Source organism: Halomonas urmiana (genome assembly GCF_005780185.1).
Taxonomy (GTDB): domain Bacteria; phylum Pseudomonadota; class Gammaproteobacteria; order Pseudomonadales; family Halomonadaceae; genus Halomonas; species Halomonas urmiana.
The window spans coordinates 95178-113512 of sequence record NZ_VBUI01000005.1 but is presented as its reverse complement, the minus strand read 5'-3'; the positions used below and the strand labels follow the sequence as shown (position 1 = coordinate 113512).

The 18335-nt window shown below is 68.5% G+C and carries 18 protein-coding genes; 9 read left to right on the top strand and 9 right to left on the bottom strand.

Annotated features, from left to right (window positions below):
- Window positions 1-8 precede the first annotated feature (8 nt).
- The 9 genes from FEI13_RS04645 to FEI13_RS04605 all read right to left on the bottom strand — a co-directional run bounded on the left by FEI13_RS04645 (window position 9) and on the right by FEI13_RS04605 (window position 8377).
- Entirely contained in the window at window positions 9-788 is a 780-nt protein-coding gene (locus tag FEI13_RS04645) for an ATP-binding cassette domain-containing protein (RefSeq protein WP_338035071.1), read from the bottom strand.
- 12 nt (window positions 789-800) lie between these two features.
- Window positions 801-1454, bottom strand: coding sequence for an amino acid ABC transporter permease (locus tag FEI13_RS04640; protein WP_138179859.1), 654 nt, complete (start codon window positions 1452-1454; stop codon window positions 801-803).
- 45 nt (window positions 1455-1499) lie between these two features.
- The gene (locus tag FEI13_RS04635) at window positions 1500-2156 is read right to left on the bottom strand and encodes an amino acid ABC transporter permease (protein WP_138179857.1); all 657 of its coding nucleotides are present in this window, start codon (window positions 2154-2156) and stop codon (window positions 1500-1502) included.
- A 77-nt stretch (window positions 2157-2233) separates the two neighbouring features.
- On the bottom strand, window positions 2234-3037 hold the full coding sequence (locus FEI13_RS04630) for a transporter substrate-binding domain-containing protein (protein WP_138179855.1): 804 nt from the start codon (window positions 3035-3037) through the stop codon (window positions 2234-2236).
- A 158-nt stretch (window positions 3038-3195) separates the two neighbouring features.
- Entirely contained in the window at window positions 3196-4374 is a 1179-nt protein-coding gene (locus tag FEI13_RS04625; RefSeq protein ID WP_138179854.1) for an acetyl-CoA C-acyltransferase, read from the bottom strand.
- Window positions 4371-5654 carry an ArgE/DapE family deacylase gene (locus tag FEI13_RS04620; RefSeq protein WP_138179853.1) on the bottom strand — a complete coding sequence of 428 codons (1284 nt, stop codon included), beginning with the start codon at window positions 5652-5654 and terminating at the stop codon, window positions 4371-4373. The genes FEI13_RS04625 and FEI13_RS04620 overlap by 4 nt, the downstream gene beginning before the upstream one ends.
- Window positions 5654-6307, bottom strand: coding sequence for a 3-oxoacid CoA-transferase subunit B (locus FEI13_RS04615; RefSeq protein WP_138179852.1), 654 nt, complete (start codon window positions 6305-6307; stop codon window positions 5654-5656). Before FEI13_RS04615 ends, FEI13_RS04620 begins: the two co-directional genes overlap by 1 nt.
- Entirely contained in the window at window positions 6297-6998 is a 702-nt protein-coding gene (locus FEI13_RS04610) for a CoA transferase subunit A (protein ID WP_138179851.1), read from the bottom strand. The genes FEI13_RS04615 and FEI13_RS04610 overlap by 11 nt, the downstream gene beginning before the upstream one ends.
- 5 nt (window positions 6999-7003) lie before the next feature.
- Window positions 7004-8377, bottom strand: coding sequence for an aminotransferase family protein (locus tag FEI13_RS04605; protein WP_138179850.1), 1374 nt, complete (start codon window positions 8375-8377; stop codon window positions 7004-7006).
- Window positions 8378-8484: 107 nt separating this feature from the next.
- Between FEI13_RS04605 and FEI13_RS04600 the strand changes: the two genes are divergently transcribed.
- The 9 genes from FEI13_RS04600 to FEI13_RS04560 all read left to right on the top strand — a co-directional run bounded on the left by FEI13_RS04600 (window position 8485) and on the right by FEI13_RS04560 (window position 18257).
- Window positions 8485-9396 carry a LysR family transcriptional regulator gene (locus FEI13_RS04600; RefSeq protein WP_138179849.1) on the top strand — a complete coding sequence of 304 codons (912 nt, stop codon included), beginning with the start codon at window positions 8485-8487 and terminating at the stop codon, window positions 9394-9396.
- Between the two features lie 63 nt (window positions 9397-9459).
- Window positions 9460-10491 carry a histone deacetylase family protein gene (locus FEI13_RS04595; RefSeq protein WP_138179848.1) on the top strand — a complete coding sequence of 344 codons (1032 nt, stop codon included), beginning with the start codon at window positions 9460-9462 and terminating at the stop codon, window positions 10489-10491.
- A 199-nt stretch (window positions 10492-10690) separates the two neighbouring features.
- On the top strand, window positions 10691-12949 hold the full coding sequence (locus FEI13_RS04590) for a putative bifunctional diguanylate cyclase/phosphodiesterase (RefSeq protein ID WP_138179847.1): 2259 nt from the start codon (window positions 10691-10693) through the stop codon (window positions 12947-12949).
- A 146-nt stretch (window positions 12950-13095) separates the two neighbouring features.
- Window positions 13096-15132 (top strand): DNA polymerase III subunit gamma/tau, encoded by a 2037-nt coding sequence (gene dnaX, locus FEI13_RS04585; RefSeq protein WP_138179846.1) that lies wholly within the window; start codon window positions 13096-13098, stop codon window positions 15130-15132.
- A 45-nt stretch (window positions 15133-15177) separates the two neighbouring features.
- Window positions 15178-15504: a YbaB/EbfC family nucleoid-associated protein gene (locus FEI13_RS04580; RefSeq protein WP_138179845.1), complete on the top strand. Its 327-nt coding sequence runs from the start codon at window positions 15178-15180 to the stop codon at window positions 15502-15504.
- Between the two features lie 22 nt (window positions 15505-15526).
- Window positions 15527-16132 (top strand): recombination mediator RecR, encoded by a 606-nt coding sequence (gene recR / locus FEI13_RS04575; protein WP_138179844.1) that lies wholly within the window; start codon window positions 15527-15529, stop codon window positions 16130-16132.
- Window positions 16133-16160: 28 nt separating this feature from the next.
- On the top strand, window positions 16161-17288 hold the full coding sequence (rnd, locus tag FEI13_RS04570) for a ribonuclease D (RefSeq protein ID WP_138179843.1): 1128 nt from the start codon (window positions 16161-16163) through the stop codon (window positions 17286-17288).
- Window positions 17285-17596, top strand: coding sequence for a YcgL domain-containing protein (locus FEI13_RS04565; RefSeq protein WP_138179842.1), 312 nt, complete (start codon window positions 17285-17287; stop codon window positions 17594-17596). The genes rnd and FEI13_RS04565 overlap by 4 nt, the downstream gene beginning before the upstream one ends.
- 211 nt (window positions 17597-17807) lie before the next feature.
- Window positions 17808-18257, top strand: a complete 450-nt coding sequence (locus tag FEI13_RS04560) for a YcgN family cysteine cluster protein (protein ID WP_138179841.1) — start codon at window positions 17808-17810, stop codon at window positions 18255-18257.
- Window positions 18258-18335 lie beyond the last annotated feature (78 nt).

The window sequence follows — 18335 nt, the reverse complement described above, 5'->3', positions numbered from 1 at the left end:
GTGCCGCCTCAGGCGTGTGCGCCCAGGTGTTTACGCAGGAAGTGTTGGGTGCGCTCCTGCTCGGGATGGCTGAACAGGTGGTCAGGGGTATTGGCCTCGACCACCACGCCGCCATCCATGAACATCGCCCAATCGGACACGTCGCGCGCGAAGGCCATCTCGTGGGTAACGATCAGCATGGTCATATGCTCCTCGGCCAGCCCCTTCATGACCCGGTTTACCTCCTCGACCAGCTCGGGATCGAGCGCCGAGGTGGCCTCGTCGAAGAGCATCACCTTGGGCTGCATGGCCAGCGCCCTGGCGATGGCCACCCGCTGTTTCTGGCCCCCGGAGAGGGAGCTGGGGTAGGACGTCGCTTTGTCCGCCAGGCCCACGCGATCGAGCAGTTCCATGCCGAGTTTGCGGGCGCTGCCGGCGCTCATGCCCTTGAGCTTTCTGGGCGCCAGGGTCACGTTTTCCAATGTCGAGAGGTGGGGAAATAGGTTGAAGTGCTGAAACACCATGCCCATGTTCTGGCGGATATGGTTGATGTGCCTCTCGAAGGCCAGGCCCTTCAGATCGGGACGATTGACCTGAACACCATCCAGCAGAATGATGCCCTCATCGATCACCTCCAGGTTGTTGATGGAGCGCAGCAGGGTGCTCTTGCCCGAGCCTGATGGGCCGATGATGGAGATGATCCTGCCGCGGTCGACCCTCAGGTCGATGCCCTTGAGCACTTCCAGGTCACCGAAGCGTTTCTTGACCCCCTTGAGCTCGACCATCGGGGGCTCTGTTGATTGAGTCATATGACGTCCTCGTTAGCGGCGATAGGCGGCGCGACGTTCGATCCACGTCTGGCCGGCTTCCATCATCAGGTTGATCAGGTAGTAGATGACGGCGATGGTGATGTAGAACTCGAAGGGGCGGAAGGTCACGCTGATGGCGTACTGCGAGACATACACCATCTCGCCGATGCCGATGGCGGAGAGCACCGAGATATCCTTGACCATGATGATCATGTTGTTGCTCAGCTGGGGCAGGGCCCGATAGAAGGCCTGGGGGAGGATCACGTAGAACAGCGTCCTCAGATGCCCGAAGCCCAGCGAGCGCGAGGCCTCGTACTGGCCACTCGATACCGACTTGATGGTGGCGATGAAGATGTCGGCGTTGTAGGCCATGTAGTGAAAGCCCAGGCCCAGCACCCCGACCACGATGGCCGGTATCAGGATCAGCTCGCCGAGGCCGAAGTAGAGAAAGTAGAGCTGCAGCAGCAGCGGCGTGGTCATGAACAGCCAGATGAAGAAGCGCAGCGGCCAGTTCACCATCTTGCGGGTATACAGGGTGATGACCGCCACGATCTGGCCACCCACCACCGACATCACGGCGACGGCCAGGCCGATCAGCAGGGTGACGCCGACGCCCTGAAGCAGCGTGGGCAGGTAATCGATGACGGGACTGAAGTCGAATTCCATGGGGCTATCCTGGTGGTTGTGGCCCGGTAAGACGCCCGGTAAGGGTTACAGGAAGGCGTAGCGTGTGGCCCGACGGTAGAGAAACTCCACGATGCCCATGACCGCGTAGATGATGACGATGTACATCAGGGCGCTGAGCGTGAAGACTTCCAGGGGCTTGTAGGTGGAGCCGATCAGTCGCTGGGCCTGATAGGTCAGCTCGATCACCGAGATGATGGAGACCAGCGACGAGTTCTTGACCAGGATGATGGCCAGGACGCCCACCGAGCGGATCATCAGGCCGGCTGCCTGGGGCAGGATGATGTGCTGCAGGGTCTGTAGGCGACCGAAGCCCAGGGAGCGCGATGCCTCGTTCTGGCCACTGTCCACCGACTCGATGGCGCCGCGAATGGCCTCGCTCATGTAGGCGCCGATATTGAAGGCGCCGACCACCACACCACAGGTGAAGGGGTCCAGGCGCAGGCCGACGGCGGGCCCGCCGTAGAAGACCAGCAGCAGCTGCACGAAATAGGGCGTACCGCGCACCACGCTGATATAGGCACGGGCGAACCAGCGGACGGGGGGGATGCGCGAGGTGCGCATGGCCACCAGCGCCGAGGCGATGATGAAGCCGAAGAACAGCGCGCGCGCGGAAATGTCCACGGTGACCCACGCCGCCTTCACCAGCAGCGGCGTGATGTCGATCATCAGATCGAAGTCCATGATCCCTTCTTTCCTATTGTCGTGTTGTCAGGAAGGGTGGAGGGCAGCAGGGCGTGTGCCCTGCTGTGTCGATACCATCAGTTGAATTCGACGCCTGCGCCGATCCACTTGTCGACGATCTCCTGGTAGGTGCCATCCGCCTTGATCTCGGCCAGCGCCTCGTTGAGGGCCTCCTTGAGCTGCGGGGAGCCTTTCTGGACGGCGATGGCGGCCGGGAAGCGAGGCAGGTCGCCCACGTCGACCTGCTTGATGGCGATATCGTCCTCGTTGAGCGCGACATAGACGGGAATGTCATCGGCGACCATCACGTCGATGCGACCGGTGGTGAGGGCATTGAGCATGTCGGGCAGCCCCTGGAAGGTCTGGTTGCGCCAGCGCCCGTCGGCCTGCTCGGTGGCCCACTGGTTGCCGGTCTCGCCGAGCGTCGAGCCCACGCGCTTGCCCTCGAAGTCGGCGATGCTTGAGACGTCATCGGTCTCTTCCTGCACCCAGATGGAGAGCCCCGAGCGGTAGTAGGGGTCGGTAAAGTCGACGGCCTTCCGGCGCTCCTCGGTGGCGCTCATGCTGCAGATGCAGGCGTCGAAGCGGCCGCCCGCCAGGGCGGCGACGATGCCGTTCCAGGGAGAGGTCTGGATATTGACCTCGACGCCCATCTTGTCCGCCAGAGCCTCGGCGATATCCACGTCGAAGCCGACCACCTCACCCTCCGTGTTGACGAAGCTGAAGGGCGGGTAGGCGCCGGAATTGGCGACCTGGAAGACATCCTCCCGGATCTCGGGCAGATCCCGGGCCTGGGCCGGCACGCTGGCCAGGGAGAGGGCGCCGAGCAGCGCCAGGGCGCCCATGAGGGAACGAGAGAAAGGCTTGTTGTGATTTGTCATGTTGATGCCTGCCTGTGGTGGGTTGCCGTTATCAGTTTATAAGGTGATTCAGATTTGGGGCTGCGGGATTGCGTTATCGACGTGATCGATGGCTGGTACCGCCATGTCCTCCTGATGTGGTGGGGGAACATCCGGCGCAGGACGCCGTGCCTTTAGGGTCATGCGCGCTCGAGGATCATCGCGATCCCCTGGCCGCCGCCGATGCAGGCGGCGGCGCAGCCGTAGCGCCCCTGCCGATGCTGCAGGAGGCGGGCCAGGGTGCCGGCCAGCCGGATGCCGGTGGCCCCCAGCGGATGGCCCAGTGCCAGGGCGCCGCCGTAGACATTGACGCGCTCGGGATCGAGGCCCAGCAAATCCATGGCGTAGAGCGGCACGGCGCTGAAGGCTTCGTTGATCTCCCAGGCGTCGATGTCATCGACATGCAGGCCGGTGGCGGTCAGCGCCCGGGCGATCGCCTTGGCCGCCCCGGCGCCCATGCGCTCCGGCGTCACGCCGACGTCGACCACCGCGACCACCCGCGCCAGGGGCGAGAGGCCGTGGCGGGCCAGGCCGGCCTCGGACATCACCAGCGCCGCGCCGGCGCCGGAGGTCAGCGGCGAGCTGTTACCGGCGGTGATCCGGCCGCCCTCGACGAAGGCCGGATCGAGGCCGGCCAGGCGTTCCAGGCTGGTGTCGGGGCGGATGTTGGCGTCGGTGGCGACCGTCTCGCCGGCCGGGTTGGCCAGCGCCAGGCGTTCGCCCTCGAACCAGCCGGCCGATTCGGCCCGGGCGGCGCGCTGGTGGGAGCGCAGGGCGAAGGCGTCCATGGCCTCCCGGGTTATCCCGCTCTCCCGGGCCAGGCGCTCGGCGGTCAGCCCCATGTTCATGGCCACGCTCAGGTCGAGGCCGTCGCTGCCCTCCAGGGCCTCGGGGATCGTCAGCACCCCCTCCTGGAAGAGGCTCGGCCCCATCGGCACCCGCGACATGTTCTCGAAGCCGCCGGCTACGCCGGCCTCGATCGCCCCGACCTGGATCTCGCGCACGGTGCCGCGCAGGGCCGCCAGGCTCGAGCCGCACTGCTGGTCGATCTGGCGCGAGGCGCAGCTCGCCCCCAGCATCGAGAGCCACTGGGGATAGCGCCCGCCGAAGCTCCACTGCTCCTTGACCGGCAGCGCGCAACCGACGCTCAGGTCCTCGATGCGCTCGCCCTCGATCCCGCGGCGGCTCAGCAGCGTATCGATCACCCGGGCCAGCAGGGCGTCGCCGCGCTGGCCCGACCAGGCGTCGATCTCGGGCTTGCGGGGATGGGCGCGGGTGAAGGCGCTGCGCGCATAGTCGACGAGATAGGCGTCGTTCATGAGGCGCTCCTCGGGGTGGCGTCGCCGCTGGCCCAGCGGTGAATGAACAGGGCGTAGGTGGTCAGCACTCGGCGGATGGAGTCGATCTCGACGCACTCGTCGACGCCGTGGATGCGCTGGGCGACCGGGCCATAGCAGGTGCCGTTGATGCCGCCCGCGACATGGAAGGCGCGCAGGTCGGTGGTGCAGGTCGAGAGGTAGTGGCCCGGCGGTGCGCCGGCGAGGTCCTCGTGGCAGCGCGACAGCAGGCGGATCCCCGGCGTATCGAGGTCGACCAGGTGGCCCTCGGAGCGGAAGCCGTGGAACTCGACCCGGGGCGCGGGCGAGCCGTCGTCCATTGCCTGGTGATGGTCGGCGATGACCCGACGAACACGCGCCATGATCTCGTCGGCACTCATGCCCGGCGGGAAGCCGACGCGTCCCTCGAGCAGGGCATGGGCCGGCACGCTGGAGGCCCAGTTGCCGCCCTCGATCTTGCCGATGCTGAGGTTGAAGGGGTGCTCCAGCGCCTCATAGGGCGCGGGACGGGGCAGGGCGTTGATCTCTTTCTCCAGCGCCTTGAACGCCGGCAGATAGCCCTGCAGGGTCTCGATGGCGTTGCGGCCGGCGCGGGGGTCGAGCACGTGGGCCGGCACGCCGTCGAGGCGCATGCGAAACCACAGCACGCCCACCTGGCCGCTGTAGATCTGCGCGCCGAAGGGCTCGGGTATCAGCACGAAGTCCCCGCTGTAGCCCTGGTGCAGGCAGGCCAGGGCGCCGTTGCCGGTGCACTCCTCCTCGATCACCGTCTGCAGGGTCAGCGGGAAGTCGATGGCCACGCCGGCCTCGCGCACCGCCTGCACGGCCATCACCATGGCGGCGATGCCCGCCTTCATGTCCCCGGCGCCGCGGCCATACAGCCAGCCGTCCTGCTCCCAGGGCTCCCAGGGTGGGCGCGTCCACATGTCGGTGGGCTCGGCGGGCACCACGTCCAGGTGGCCGTTGAGCACCAGGTGGGGCTCGTCGCTCTGGGGATTGAGCCGGCTGACCAGGTTGTAGCGCCCCTCGCTCGACCAGGCGGCCGGCGCCCGGTGGGGATGGTCGGCGAAGCCCGGCGCATCGAGGCCGACGCGCTCGGCCGGCAGCTCCAGGCGCTCGAGCCAGCGCTCCATGGTGTCGAGCGCCCCGCGCTCCTGGCCGAGCACGCTGTAGCCGCGCACCAGGTCCCGGGTCAGGTCGAGGGTGGTGTCCATCAGCGCCTCGCAGCGCGCGAGGATGCGTTCTTCCGTGGCGTCGAGCATCAGAATCTCCCCAGCCGGTCGTCGTCGATGATCAGGTCGGCCTCGGTGGCCGCGCGCAGCGTGGCCACGTCGAGCCCCTCGGCGATGTCCAGCACCTCGAGGCCCGCGTCGGTCACCTGCATCACCGCCTTCTCGGTGATGATCCGGGTGACGCAGCGCGGCGCCGTCAGCGGCAGGCGGCAGCGTTTGAGGATCTTGGGGTTGCCGTGCTTGTCGTTGTGCGAGCAGAGCACCACCAGGGTCTCGACCTTCTGGGCAAGCTCCATGGCGCCGCCGATGCCCGGCGAGAACTTGCCGGGGATCTTCCAGTTGGCGAGGTTGCCCTGCTGGTCGACCTCGAAGGCGCCCATGAAGGTGACGTCGACCCGGCTGCGGCGGATCATCGCGAAGGAGAGGGCGCTGTCGAAGACGCTGGCGCCGGGGCGCGCGCCGATGTAAGCCCCGCCCGAGTCGATCATCTCGAGGTCGGGTGCGGCGTCGTGATCGAGGGGCTGGCAGCCCAGCACGCCGTTCTCGGAGTGGACCAGCACTTCCATTTCCGGCGGCAGGTAGTGGAACAGCCGGGTGGGCAGGCCGATACCGAGGTTGACGATCTGGCCGGGGACCACCTCACGGGCCGCGCGGGCGAGGATCCTTTCCTGGTCAGACGGCATGGGCGCGCCTCCCCTGTTCGCTGGTGGCGGGATCGACCTCGACGATGTGGCTGACGAAGGCGCAGGGCGTATGGATGCTCGCCGGCGCCAGCTGGCCGGGAGCCTCGACGCGGAAGGCCTGGGCGATCACGCGGTCGGCGGCCATGGCCATCAGCGGGTTGAAGTTGATCGCGGTGCCGCGGTAGACGAGGTTGCCGTAGGCATCGGCCAGGTCGGCATGGACCAGGGCGACGTCGGCGTGGATGGCCGGCTCGATCGCCCAGGTCCGGCCGTCGCACTCGATCTCGCGGCGCCCCTCGGCGACCTCGGTGCCGAGCCCGATATCGGTCAGGAAGCCGTAGTGGCCGGCGCCGGCGCAGCGGATCTTCTCCGCCAGCAGCCCCTGGGGGTGCATCTCCACCGCCAGCCGGCCCCGGTTCATCTCCTCGATGGCGATCCGGTTGAGGCCGATGTGCGAGGTGATCAGCTTGTCGACGCGGCCGGCGCGGATCAGCCGGCCGATGCCGATGTCCGGCTCGTTGGCGTCGTTCTTGATCAGCGTCAGGCGCGTCTGGCCCTGGGCCAGCAGCTCGTCGAGCAGTGCGAAGGGCGTGCCCGGCGAGCCGAAGCCGCCGACCATGATCGAGGCCCCGTCGGGGATCTCGGCGATGGCCGCCTCGAGCGTGGCGTGTTTCTGGTTGAGCAGTGTCATGAGTCTCAGCCTGTGATGCCGTGAGCGGGGATGGCGCTGGCGTCGTCGAACAGCGGAGTCACCACCTCATGGTCGAGCCGGTCCAGGGCGCGGGCGAGCCGCTCGAGCAGCAGGTCGGTCTCGCCTTCGCTGATGGTGAAGGGCGGGCTGACCAGGAAGTGATCGCCACACAGGCCGTTCAGGGTGCGCCGGGGATAGATCAGCAGCCCCTCCTCCCTGGCCAGTGCCGTCACCCGGGCGAAGAGGTTGGCCTCGGCGGGGAAGGGCGTCTGCTCGGCCGGGTCCATGACCAGCTCCACGCCCCACAAGAGCCCCAGGCCGCGCACGTCGCCGATCCAGGCGTGGCGTGCCTGGAGTGCCTCGAGGCCGCGCTTTAGCTGCTCGCCGCGGGCGCGCACGTTGTCGAGCAGCCCCTCGCGGCGGATCGCCTCGACGGCGGCCAGGCCCGTGGCGCAGGCCAGCGGGTTGCCGGCGTAGGTGTGGCCGTGTTGAAAGCCGCCGGCGGCCATCACCGTCTCGACGATCTCCTCGCGGGCCAGCAGCGCTCCCACCGGGTAGTAGCCGGCCCCCAGCCCCTTGGCGGTGATCAGCAGGTCCGGCGTCACGCCCCACTGCTGGTAGGCGAACCAGCGGCCGGTGCGGCCGATGCCACACAGCACCTCGTCGAAGATCAGCAGGCAACCGAACTCGTCGCATAGCGCGCGCAGGCCCTCGAGATAGGCCCGGTCGACCAGGCGGGCGCCGGTGCTGGCGCCGCCGACGGGCTCGAGCACGATGGCGATGACGCTCTCGCCGCCGGCCGCCTCGATCGTCTCGCGGGTCTCGGCGAGCACGCGGCGGATGTGGGCGTCGCAGTCGCCGTCCCGCTGGCGATAGAAGTCCGGGCCGGGCACCTTCAGCGAGCCTGCGGTGATGTCGGCGAAGGGCGCCTCCAGGGGCTGGTAGCCGGTGACGCCCAGCGCGCCGAGCGTACTGCCGTGATAGGAGGGGCGCAGCGACACGAAATGGCGACGACGGGACTCGCCACTGGCCACGAAGTACTGGCGGGCCAGCTTGAGGGCGGATTCCACCGCCTCGGAGCCGCTGGAGACGAAGAACACCTTCTCGAGCGCGCCCTCGGTCATCTCGACCAGCGCCTCGGCCAGCGCCACGGCCGGGGCGTTCTCGAACTGGGTGCGGTAGGTGAAGGCGACGCGGTCGAGCTGGGCCAGCATGGCGTCGCGCAGGTCCTCGCGACCATGGCCGAGGTTGCAGGAGATGGCGCCGGAGCAGCCGTCGAGGTACTCCTTGCCGTCGGTGTCCCACAGGAATACGCCATCGCCGTGGCTGACTTCCGGCATCGTGGGACCGGCCTGATAGAAGAGGGGGGAGGACGTCATCGTGTCGATCCGTTGTGGTGGTGTTGTTCGGATGGCTGTCAGTCTAGGTAGCCGCGATAATCTATTTCAAGATATGATGTTTTTACCGAATTCGATGACTTTCGATCATGCCTGACATCAACATCCATTCGCTCAAGGCGCTCGCCATCTTCAAGACGCTGTTCGAGGCGGGCAGCGCCTCGCAGGCGGCGCGGACGCTCGGCATCACCCAGTCGGGCGTCAGCCGCTCGCTCTCCCAGCTCGAGCAGAACCTCGGGCTCGAGCTGTTCCTGCGCGAGAAGAATCGGCTGGTCGCCACGCCCGAGGCGCGGGAGCTCTACGAGGAGATCCTGCGGCTGATGGGCAACATCGAGGAGCTGCGCCACAGCGTGCTGGCGCTCAAGGAGTTCGGCACCTCGCGGCTGCGCATCGCCGCCATCCCGGGGTTGGCCTTCGGCTTCGTGCCGCGTCTGATCGCCACGCTGCTGGAGGACAATCGCGGCTTCAGCATCAGCTTCGACATGATGTCGAGCCACGAGGTGCTGCGCGAGGTGGAGTCCGGCCATGCCGATATCGGCTTCGTGACGCTGCCGGTCAGCTCTCGGGTGCTGCGCGTCGAGGAGTGGCTGACCACCCAGGCCCGCTGCCTGGTGCCCAGACAGCACCCCCTGAGCGGCCGGGACGAGGTGAGCATCACCGACCTCAGGGACCAGTTCCTGGTGATCGGCAACCAACCCAACGTGGGTGCCGATCCGCTGCTCCACCTGGCCACCGCCCACGGCATTCATATCGCCGGCAAGACCGAAGCCAACATCGGGGCCATCACCTCGCTGGTCGCCAACGGGGTCGGGATCAGCGTGATGAACCCGATCACCGCCACCGATCAGCTCGTCGGGCGCGACGAGGTGGTGGTGTTGCCCTTCACCCCGTCGATCGATTTCAGCTTCGGGCTGGTGTATCGCGAGGACTGGAAGCATGCTCGTGCGCTGGAGTTCATCCGCGCCAGCGGCCGGGATCTGCTGCGGGAGTACCCCGCCTGACGACGCCCGGCCCGCCGCGGTGCGTGCTTGCCCATTTCTGACCGACGAGGATGCCTGATCGCGATGCTGACCTTTCACAGTGAACGGACCAAGTGCCGTCGTGCCCGCACCGAGCTGGACGGCGGACGGCTGGTGACGCCGTACGAATGCCCCGAGCGGGTCGATCTGGTGCTCAAGCGAGTGCTCGAGAGCGGCCTTGGCGCGGTGCACGAGCCGACCGAGCATGGCCTCGACCCGGTACTGGCGATCCATGACCGGGGCTATGTCGAGTTCCTCGCGCGCTGCTGGGCGGACTGGGTCGCCGCCGGTCGCCAGGGCGAGGCGATCGCCTGGATCTGGCCGACCCGCACCATGCCGGGGCGTGTCATCCCGCAGCATATCGACGGCCGCCTCGGCCACTACGCCCTGGGCGCCGACACCTCCATCTGCGAGGGTACCTTCGAGGCCGCCATGGCCAGCAAGGACATCGCGCTCTCGGCGGTGGACCATGTCTTGGCCAGCGGCGAGCCGGCCTTCGGCCTGTGCCGACCGCCGGGCCACCACGCCGCCACCGACCAGTTCGGCGGCTACTGCTTCTTCAACAATGCGGCCATCGCCGCCCAGCGCGCGCTGGAGGCCGGCAGGTCGCGCGTGGCGGTACTGGACATCGACTTCCACCACGGCAACGGCACCCAGCAGATCTTCTACGCCCGGGACGACGTGCTCTTCCTCTCACTGCACGGTGATCCTGTCCACTGCTTCCCCCACTTCCTCGGCCATGCCGACGAGATCGGAGAAGGGGCGGGCGAGGGCTTCAACGTCAACTACCCCATGGCGCCGGGCACCGGCTATGCTGCCTGGGTGGAGGCACTGGAAGCGGCCAAGGCGCGCATCGTCGAGGCCGGCTGCGAGCTGCTGGTGGTCTCGCTCGGCGTCGATGCCTTCGAGCACGACCCCATCAGCGCCTTCACGCTCTCGAGCGACGACTTCAGCGACGTGGGCCGGCGGCTGGGACGCCTCGGGCTGCCCACGGTCTTCCTGCTCGAGGGCGGCTATGCGGTGGAGGAGATCGGCATCAATGCGGTCAACGTGCTGAGCGGCTTCGAGCGGCCGTGAGCCGCTTCCGCGGGGCTAGATCCGGTGCGGTGCGGCCGGCTTGGCGTTTACCGGACCCCGGCCCACACTGGAAAGGCGAGAGCGCCGGCCACCGAGGATGAACCATGTTTGATGCTCCGGCAGAGCCCGACGGCGTCGGGGCCCGGCGTGCGGCGGTGATTGGATTCGGCGCCGTGGGCCCTGAGGGGAGTCGTCCTGGATGATGAAGCGCGCCCAGCGTCGCATCGTCGCACTGGCGATGCTCGGTATCCTCTGCACGGGCGCACTGGTCGGGCTGGCGACGGCCTGGCCGCTCTACCACGCTCATCGCCAGGGGCTCGAGACGATCACCCTGGTCAGCGCCTCGGCCCAGGCGGAGAGCCTCGATCACCTGCTGGCGCGCTATCGGGATGTCGCCCGCCAGATCGCCAGCCGCACCGAGTTGCGGCGCCACCTGGAGGACTATGCCGCGACCGGCGAGGGGCGTGACGCCCTGGCGGCCTTCATGGCGCCGCGGCTGGTGGATGCCATGCTGCAGTCTCCGGACCTCGTGGGCCTGATTCGGCTGGATGCGGCGGGTCAGCCGCTGGTGACCATCGGCCGGGTTCCGCAAGCGCGCCCGGTGATAGCGGTGACCGACACGTCAGGCCAGACGCGCCTGGTGCCGGCGGAGGAGGGGATGCTCGTGGAGGTGACGACGCCGATCGTCTCTCGGGACAGCCGGCGCCTCGGCACCGATCTGCTCTATTTCGGCTCGCAGGACATCGCCGGCATGCTCCACGACGCCAGTCGCTTCGGTGAGGGCGCACGACAGTGGCTGCTGGCCCCCCCCGGCCAGGCGCTGCTGGCGGCGGATCCCCAGGGCGCGTTGGTCAAGGCCGAGCCCGAGGGGCGGCTCGCCGGACGCCTGCGCGAGGCGCTGGCGAGCGATCAGGCGGAGCTGACCCGCGATGGCGAGGGGGGGCAGGCGGCGGTACTGGTGCAGATGCCGCTGGCCACGCCCGACTGGGCGCTGATGGTGCAGATTCCCGCCCGTAGCTTCTACGGCGTGGTCTACCATAAGCTGCTCTGGCCGGCCATCATGGTGGTGCTGCTGATGGGGTTGGGGGCGCTGGCTACGGCACGGGTGATCAGCCCGCTGCTGTCGCGCATCACCGATCAGGCCGGTCGCCTGAGGCGGTCGGCCAACTTCGATCCGCTGACCGGCCTGCCCAATCGTGCCTATCTCAACCAGCGGCTCGCCCTGGCGCTGGAGCGCGCCGAGGAGGACGAGGGAGCCCTGGCGGTCCTGTTCCTCGATCTGGATCATTTCAAGGACATCAACGACAGCCTCGGGCACCCGCTGGGCGACCGGCTGCTGCAGGCGGTCGGTCGGCGCCTGGGCCGGGCCGTGCGAGACGAGGACTCCCTGGGGCGCCTGGGGGGCGACGAGTTCGTGCTGGTGCTGGAGCGCCTGCATGAATCCGCCGATGCCGGCCGGGTGGCGCAGAAGCTGATCGACGCCCTGCTGCAGCCGTTCTATATCGGGCCGCACGAGATCTTCATCGGCGCCTCCATCGGGATCAGTGTCTATCCCCGCGATGGGCGCCGCGCCGGCGAGTTGATCCAGCGTGCCGATACCGCCATGTACGGTGCCAAGGCGCTTAAGCGCAACACCTGGATGTTCTTCACGCCGGAACTGGCCGAGGCCAGTCGCGAACGCTTCACCATGGATACCGGTCTGCGTCGGGCCCTGGATCGTCAGGAGCTGGTACTGCACTACCAGCCCCAGGCGCGGGTGGAGGGCAGCCGCGTGTTCGGAGCCGAGGCGCTGGTGCGCTGGACCACGCCGGAGGGCGAGGTGATCGGGCCGGGTCGCTTCATCGCCCTGGCGGAGGAGGCCGGGTTGATCCATCTCATCGGCCGCTGGGTGCTGGGCGAGGCCTGTCGCCAGGCCCGCGAGTGGGAACTGGCCGGGCTGCCCCTGCGCGTCGCGGTCAACCTGTCGGGGCTGCAGGTGGTGCAGGGGGACATCGTTGGCGACGTGCGTGATGCCCTCGAACAGAGCGGACTGTCCCCTTCGCGATTGGAGTTGGAGATCACCGAGGGCTTCGTAATCGGCCATGCCGACGAGGGCCTGGACCGGTTGAACGGACTGCGTCGCCTGGGCGTCGAGCTGGCCGTGGACGATTTCGGTACCGGCTACTCGTCGCTCTCCTATCTCACGCGCCTGCCAGTGCAGTGCCTGAAGATCGACCGTTCCTTCATCACCGACGTGCCCGGCGACGCCGACGATGAGACGATCGTCGCCGCCATCCTCTCGATCGCCGAACGCCTGGGGCTTGACGTCATCGCCGAGGGCGTGGAGAACGCGACCCAGCTCGAGTTCCTGCGCTCGCTGGGCTGTCCCGCCTATCAGGGCGACTACCTGAGCCCGCCGCTGACGGCCACGGAGTTCGCCCAGCGCTGGGGGGCGGGAGGGCTGGCGCGGGAGGCCTGAATCCGCGCCGCTTTCCGCCGGGCGCCCCGGTCGATAGAATGACCGTTTGCCGTCGAGCATCGGGCTCGGTCAACCGAACCACCCGACCGCTCGGCGCCCCTCATCACCCAGCTGCTGTTCGCTATACCGCAAGGATCCCGCGCTGCATGAGCTATCAGGTTCTGGCCCGCAAGTGGCGACCGCGTACCTTCCATGAACTGGTCGGCCAGGAGCATGTCCAGCGCGCGCTGGTCAATGCCCTGGACCAGGGCCGGCTGCACCACGCCTATCTGTTCACCGGCACCCGCGGCGTGGGCAAGACCACCCTGGCGCGCATTCTGGCCAAGTGTCTGAACTGCACGGCCAACGGCCGGGGCGACGAGGGCGTGACCTCCACCCCCTGCGGTGAATGTGACAGCTGCCGCTCCATCGACGAGGGACGCTTCGTCGACCTCATCGAGGTCGACGCCGCCTCGCGCACCAAGGTCGAGGATACCCGCGAGCTGCTCGATAACGTGCAGTACGCGCCGACCCAGGGGCGTTACAAGGTGTACCTCATCGACGAGGTGCACATGCTCTCCACCAGCAGCTTCAACGCGCTGCTCAAGACCCTGGAAGAGCCGCCGCCCCATGTGAAGTTCCTGCTGGCGACCACCGACCCGCAGAAGCTACCGCCCACGGTGCTGTCGCGCTGCCTGCAGTTCACCCTCAAGCACATGGCGCCGGAGCGCATCGTCGGGCACCTGGCCGCGGTGCTCGAGGCCGAGCAGGTGAGCTTCGAGGAGAGCGCGCTGTGGCTGCTCGGCAAGGCCGCCGAGGGCTCCATGCGCGATGCCATGAGTCTCACCGACCAGGCCATCGCCTTCGGCCAGGGCGAGGTGCACCATGCCGACGTGGCGGCCATGCTCGGCACCCTCGATCATCGCCACGTGCTGGCGCTGGTCGAGGCGCTGGCCGAGGTGGATGCCGCCCGGCTGCTCGCCGAGGTGACGGCCCTGGCCGAACAGGGGCCCGACTTCGCCGCGGTGCTCGACGATATCACCGGCGTGCTGCACCGACTGGCCATTGCCCAGATGGTGCCCGACGCCGTGGACAACGGTCACGGCGACCGCGCCGCGCTACTGGCGTTGGCCGCGCGTTTCACCGCTGAGGACATCCAGCTCTTCTACCAGATCGGCATTCAGGGCCGCGGCGACATGGAGCATGCCCCGGACCTGCGCACCGCGCTGGAGATGACGCTGCTGCGCATGCTGGCCTTCCGTCCCCAGGGCGTGCCGCGGCCGGCGCAGACGCCGCTGCCCCTGCGCGGGCAGCCGGGCGGCGACGGGGCGGGACCGGCAAGCGACCCAGGCAGCGATCCGGCGCCGGGGCCCGAGGCGTCGCGTGCCGCCCCATCCGAGATGTCCCCATCACAAGGGGCCGAGGTGGCGCCGCCCCAGGCGTCCGAGCCGATCCATTCGCTGGAGCCCGAGGCCGCATCCGCTCCTTCGCCTGAGCCGCCCCGCGAGCCGGCACCGGCCACCGAGGCCGCGCCGCCGACCGAGGCAGCGCCTCCTGCGGAAGAGTCGCCAAACGCGCCGGCCGGAGATGTCTCTCCCGCCCCTGAGCCCGTCTCCCCATCACCGGAGATGGCACCGGAGATGGCGCCGCCGCAGAGCACGCCCCGGGACGCGCCCGCGACGACCTCTGCCGAGGCCGTGTCGTCCGAGAGCCCCGAGCCTGTCCCGTCGTGCGAGGCGACCCGCGACCTCGAGCCCGCCTCGGCGGGCGAGGATACGGCGCCGGCCGCGCCGGCGGGCCGCTTCGAGCACGCCGACTGGCTGGCCCGCTTCGAGGCGCTGGGGCTCGGCGGGCTGACTCGCAACCTGGCGGCCCACTGCGTGGTCGAGGCCGACGACGGCGAGCGGCTCACGATGCGCCTCGACCCCTCCCAGGAGGCGATGAACGCCGAGGTCCATGTGACCCGCATCCGCCAGGCGCTGGCGGCCGTTGGCATCGAGCGTCGCCTGGTGCTGGAGCCCGGAGAGCTGCCCCGAGAGGTCGAGACGCCCAGGCAGCAGGCCGACCGCCTGGCCGCCCAGCGGCATGCCGAGGCGATTGAAGCCTTGAACCACGACCCCCATGTACAGAAGTTGCAGCAGGCCTTCGGCGCACGCCTGATCGAATCCACGGTCAAGCCCGCCGATGCCGAGGCGCGCGGCTGAGCCGCGCGCCGAGACCGATCACATCAACCACGAGAGGATTTCGCCATGATGAAGGGTGGCATGGGCAACATCATGAAGCAGGCTCAGGAGATGCAGGAGAAGATGCAGAAGGCCCAGGAGGAGGTCGCCAAGGCCGAGGTCCAGGGCGAGGCGGGTGCCGGCATGGTTAAGGTGACCATGAACGGCCGCCACGACGTCAGCAAGGTCGACCTCGACCCGAGCCTGATGGAGGAGGACAAGGAGCTGCTCGAGGACCTGCTGGCGGCCGCCGTAAACGACGCGGTGCGCAAGGTCGAGGCGGACTCCAAGGCGCGCATGGAGGAGGCCACCGCCGGTTTCAACCTGCCGCCGGGCTTCAAGATGCCCTTCTGATCCAGGCCGAGACGGACCGATCATGAGCTTTTCCCCGCTGATCGAGAGACTGATGGAGTCGCTGCGGGTGCTGCCCGGCGTCGGCCCCAAGACCGCCCAGCGCATGGCCATGCACCTGCTCGAGCGCGACCGCGACGGCGGCAGGCGCCTGGTGGCGGCGCTGGACGTGGCGCTCGAGCGGGTCGGCTATTGCCGGCGCTGCCGCACACTGACCGAGGAAGAGGTCTGCGGCATCTGCCAGAGCACGCGGCGCGATGAGGCCCTGCTCTGCGTGGTGGAATCTCCCGCCGACCAGCTGGCCATCGAGGAGGCCGGCGGCTTTCGCGGCCGCTACTTCGTGCTGCACGGCCACCTCTCGCCACTGGACGGCATCGGCCCCGAGGACATCGGTCTCGACCAGCTCGAGGCGCGAGTCGCCGAGGGAGGGGTGGAGGAGATCGTGCTGGCCACCAATCCCACGGTGGAGGGGGAGGCCACCGCCCACTACATTGCCGCCCAGCTAGCGCCACGGGGCGTCTCGCTCTCGCGGTTGGCCTATGGCGTACCCATGGGCGGCGAGCTCGAGTACGTCGACGGTGGTACCCTGAGCCGCGCCTTCAACGGTCGCCTGCCCTTCCGGGGCGAGTGAACCTTTTCCCCTGCTGTCGGAACCCTGCATGACCCTGAACCCCGAGATTCGCTGGATCGATACCCCCGCCGCCCTGGACACTGCCTGTGCCGAAGTGGCCACGGCCGACGTCATCGCCCTGGACACCGAGTTCTTTCGCGAGAACACCTTCCATCCGGTGCCGGCGCTGATCCAGTTCGCCGCCGGCGGCCCGGCTTTCCTGATCGATCCCCAGGAGGTGGCATGCACCGAGGCCTTTCGTCGCCTGCTGGCCGAGGGGCCGTTGAAGCTGCTGCACGCCTCGAGCGAGGACCTCGAGGTCTTTGCCCACTGGGCCGGGGTACCCGTAGCCCCCCTGGTGGATACCCAAGTCGCCCAGTCGCTGCTTGGCGAGGTGCCGTCGATGGGCTACCAAAAGCTGGTGGAGCACTGGACCGGCGAGACTCTGCCCAAGGACGAGACCCGCTCCAATTGGCTGCTGCGCCCGCTCTCGGAGTCCCAGCAGCGCTACGCGGCCCTGGACGTGGTCTTCCTGCTCGAGGTCTGGGAGCAGCAGCGCGCCTCTCTCGAGCATCAGGGCCGCATGGCCTGGGTCGAGGCCGACTGCGCCGCCCTGGTCGCCCAGGCGACGCGCAGCGAGACCGCCGACGGTCAATGGTACCTGCGTCATCGCCAGCTCTGGCGGCTCTCGCCGCGCCAGGTAGAAGCCTATCGGCGCCTGACCATCTGGCGCGAGGGCGAGGCCCGGCGTCGCGATGTACCGCGGGGCTGGCTGGTCCCCGACCGTCTGCTCTACGCCATCGCCGAGCAGCTGCCGGAGAACCGCTTCGAGCTGGCACGCGTCGAGGACCTCAAGCCCGGGCTGATCAAGCGCGAGGGCGACGACCTGCTGAGGCTGGTGCGCGAGGCGCTCAAGGTCGACGAGGACGCGCTGCCGCCGGCACCGCTCTCGCCGATGACGCCCGAGTTCAAGAAACGTCTCAAGGCCTTGAAGACGGTGGTCAATGCCGAGGCCAAGGCGCTGGGCGTCGCGCCCGAAGTGCTGCTCAAGCGGCGCGAGCTCGAAGCCCTGGTGAGTGCCGACCTGAGGGGGCAGCCGCTGCCCCTGCCCGGCGGCTGGCGCGGGGAGCGACTGGCGACGGGCCTGACCGCGGCCCTCGAGGAGGCATCACGATGAGCGACGACCGGATGCGCGGCGACAAGCTGCTCTGCGAGATCTTCAAGAGCCCGTCCAAGGAGGGGATGTACCTCTACGTGGACAAGCGCCGGGGGCTCGACGAGGTGCCCGAGGCGCTGTTGGGACACTTCGGCAGGCCGATATCCGCCATGACCCTGATCCTCACCCCGGATAAGAAGATGGGGCGGGCGCAGGCCGCCGATGTCATGGCCGCCATCCGCGAGAAGGGCTACTACCTGCAGATGCCGCCGGCCAAGGAGGATTATCTGCTCGACCTCTACCGCACCCCGACCGAGGCACGTTACTAGCCTCGCGCGGCATCGGGCGCGATAAACCTCGCGCGGCATCGGGCGCGATAAACGAGTATCGCGCCCGGGGCCGCGCGGCTCTCGCTGGGTCGCGCCCGCGGCCGCGTGAAAGACGCTGACCCCCGCCGGATGCCCAACGACACGGCGAGTTCGGGCCGGCAATACCGGCGAGTGGCGCCTTGCCAAGGCCCCAAGAGGGACAGGAGAGAGCATGAGAGAACGATTCTGGGAGCGCTTCGATCTGGAGGAGCTCACCGACGAGGAGTGGGAGGCGCTCTGCGACGGTTGCGGCCAGTGCTGTCTGCTCAAGTTCCAGGATGAGGAGAGCGGCGACCTGGCGGTGCTCAATGTCGCCTGTGAGCTGCTGGATATCCCGAGCTGTCGCTGCGGCGACTATGCCCATCGGTTCGAGAAGGTGCCGGACTGCACGCAGTTGACGCCCGAGCGCATCGACGACTTCCGCTGGCTGCCCAAGTCCTGTGCCTACCGCCGGGTCGCGGAGGGCCGCAAGCTGGCCGCTTGGCATCCACTGATCGCCGGTGGGCCCGAACGAATGCACCGCAAGGGCATCAGCGTGCGCAGCTTCGCCGTCTCCCAGCGCGAGGTGCCCGAGGAGGAACTCGAGGCGCACATCATCGCCATCCTGCCCATCGACGGCTGACGTCGCCACCTCGCCCATCCCTTCAGCGGGGTGTACCGCCTCCACTTCATGCCTGAGACGCCTCATACGCCGGTGGGC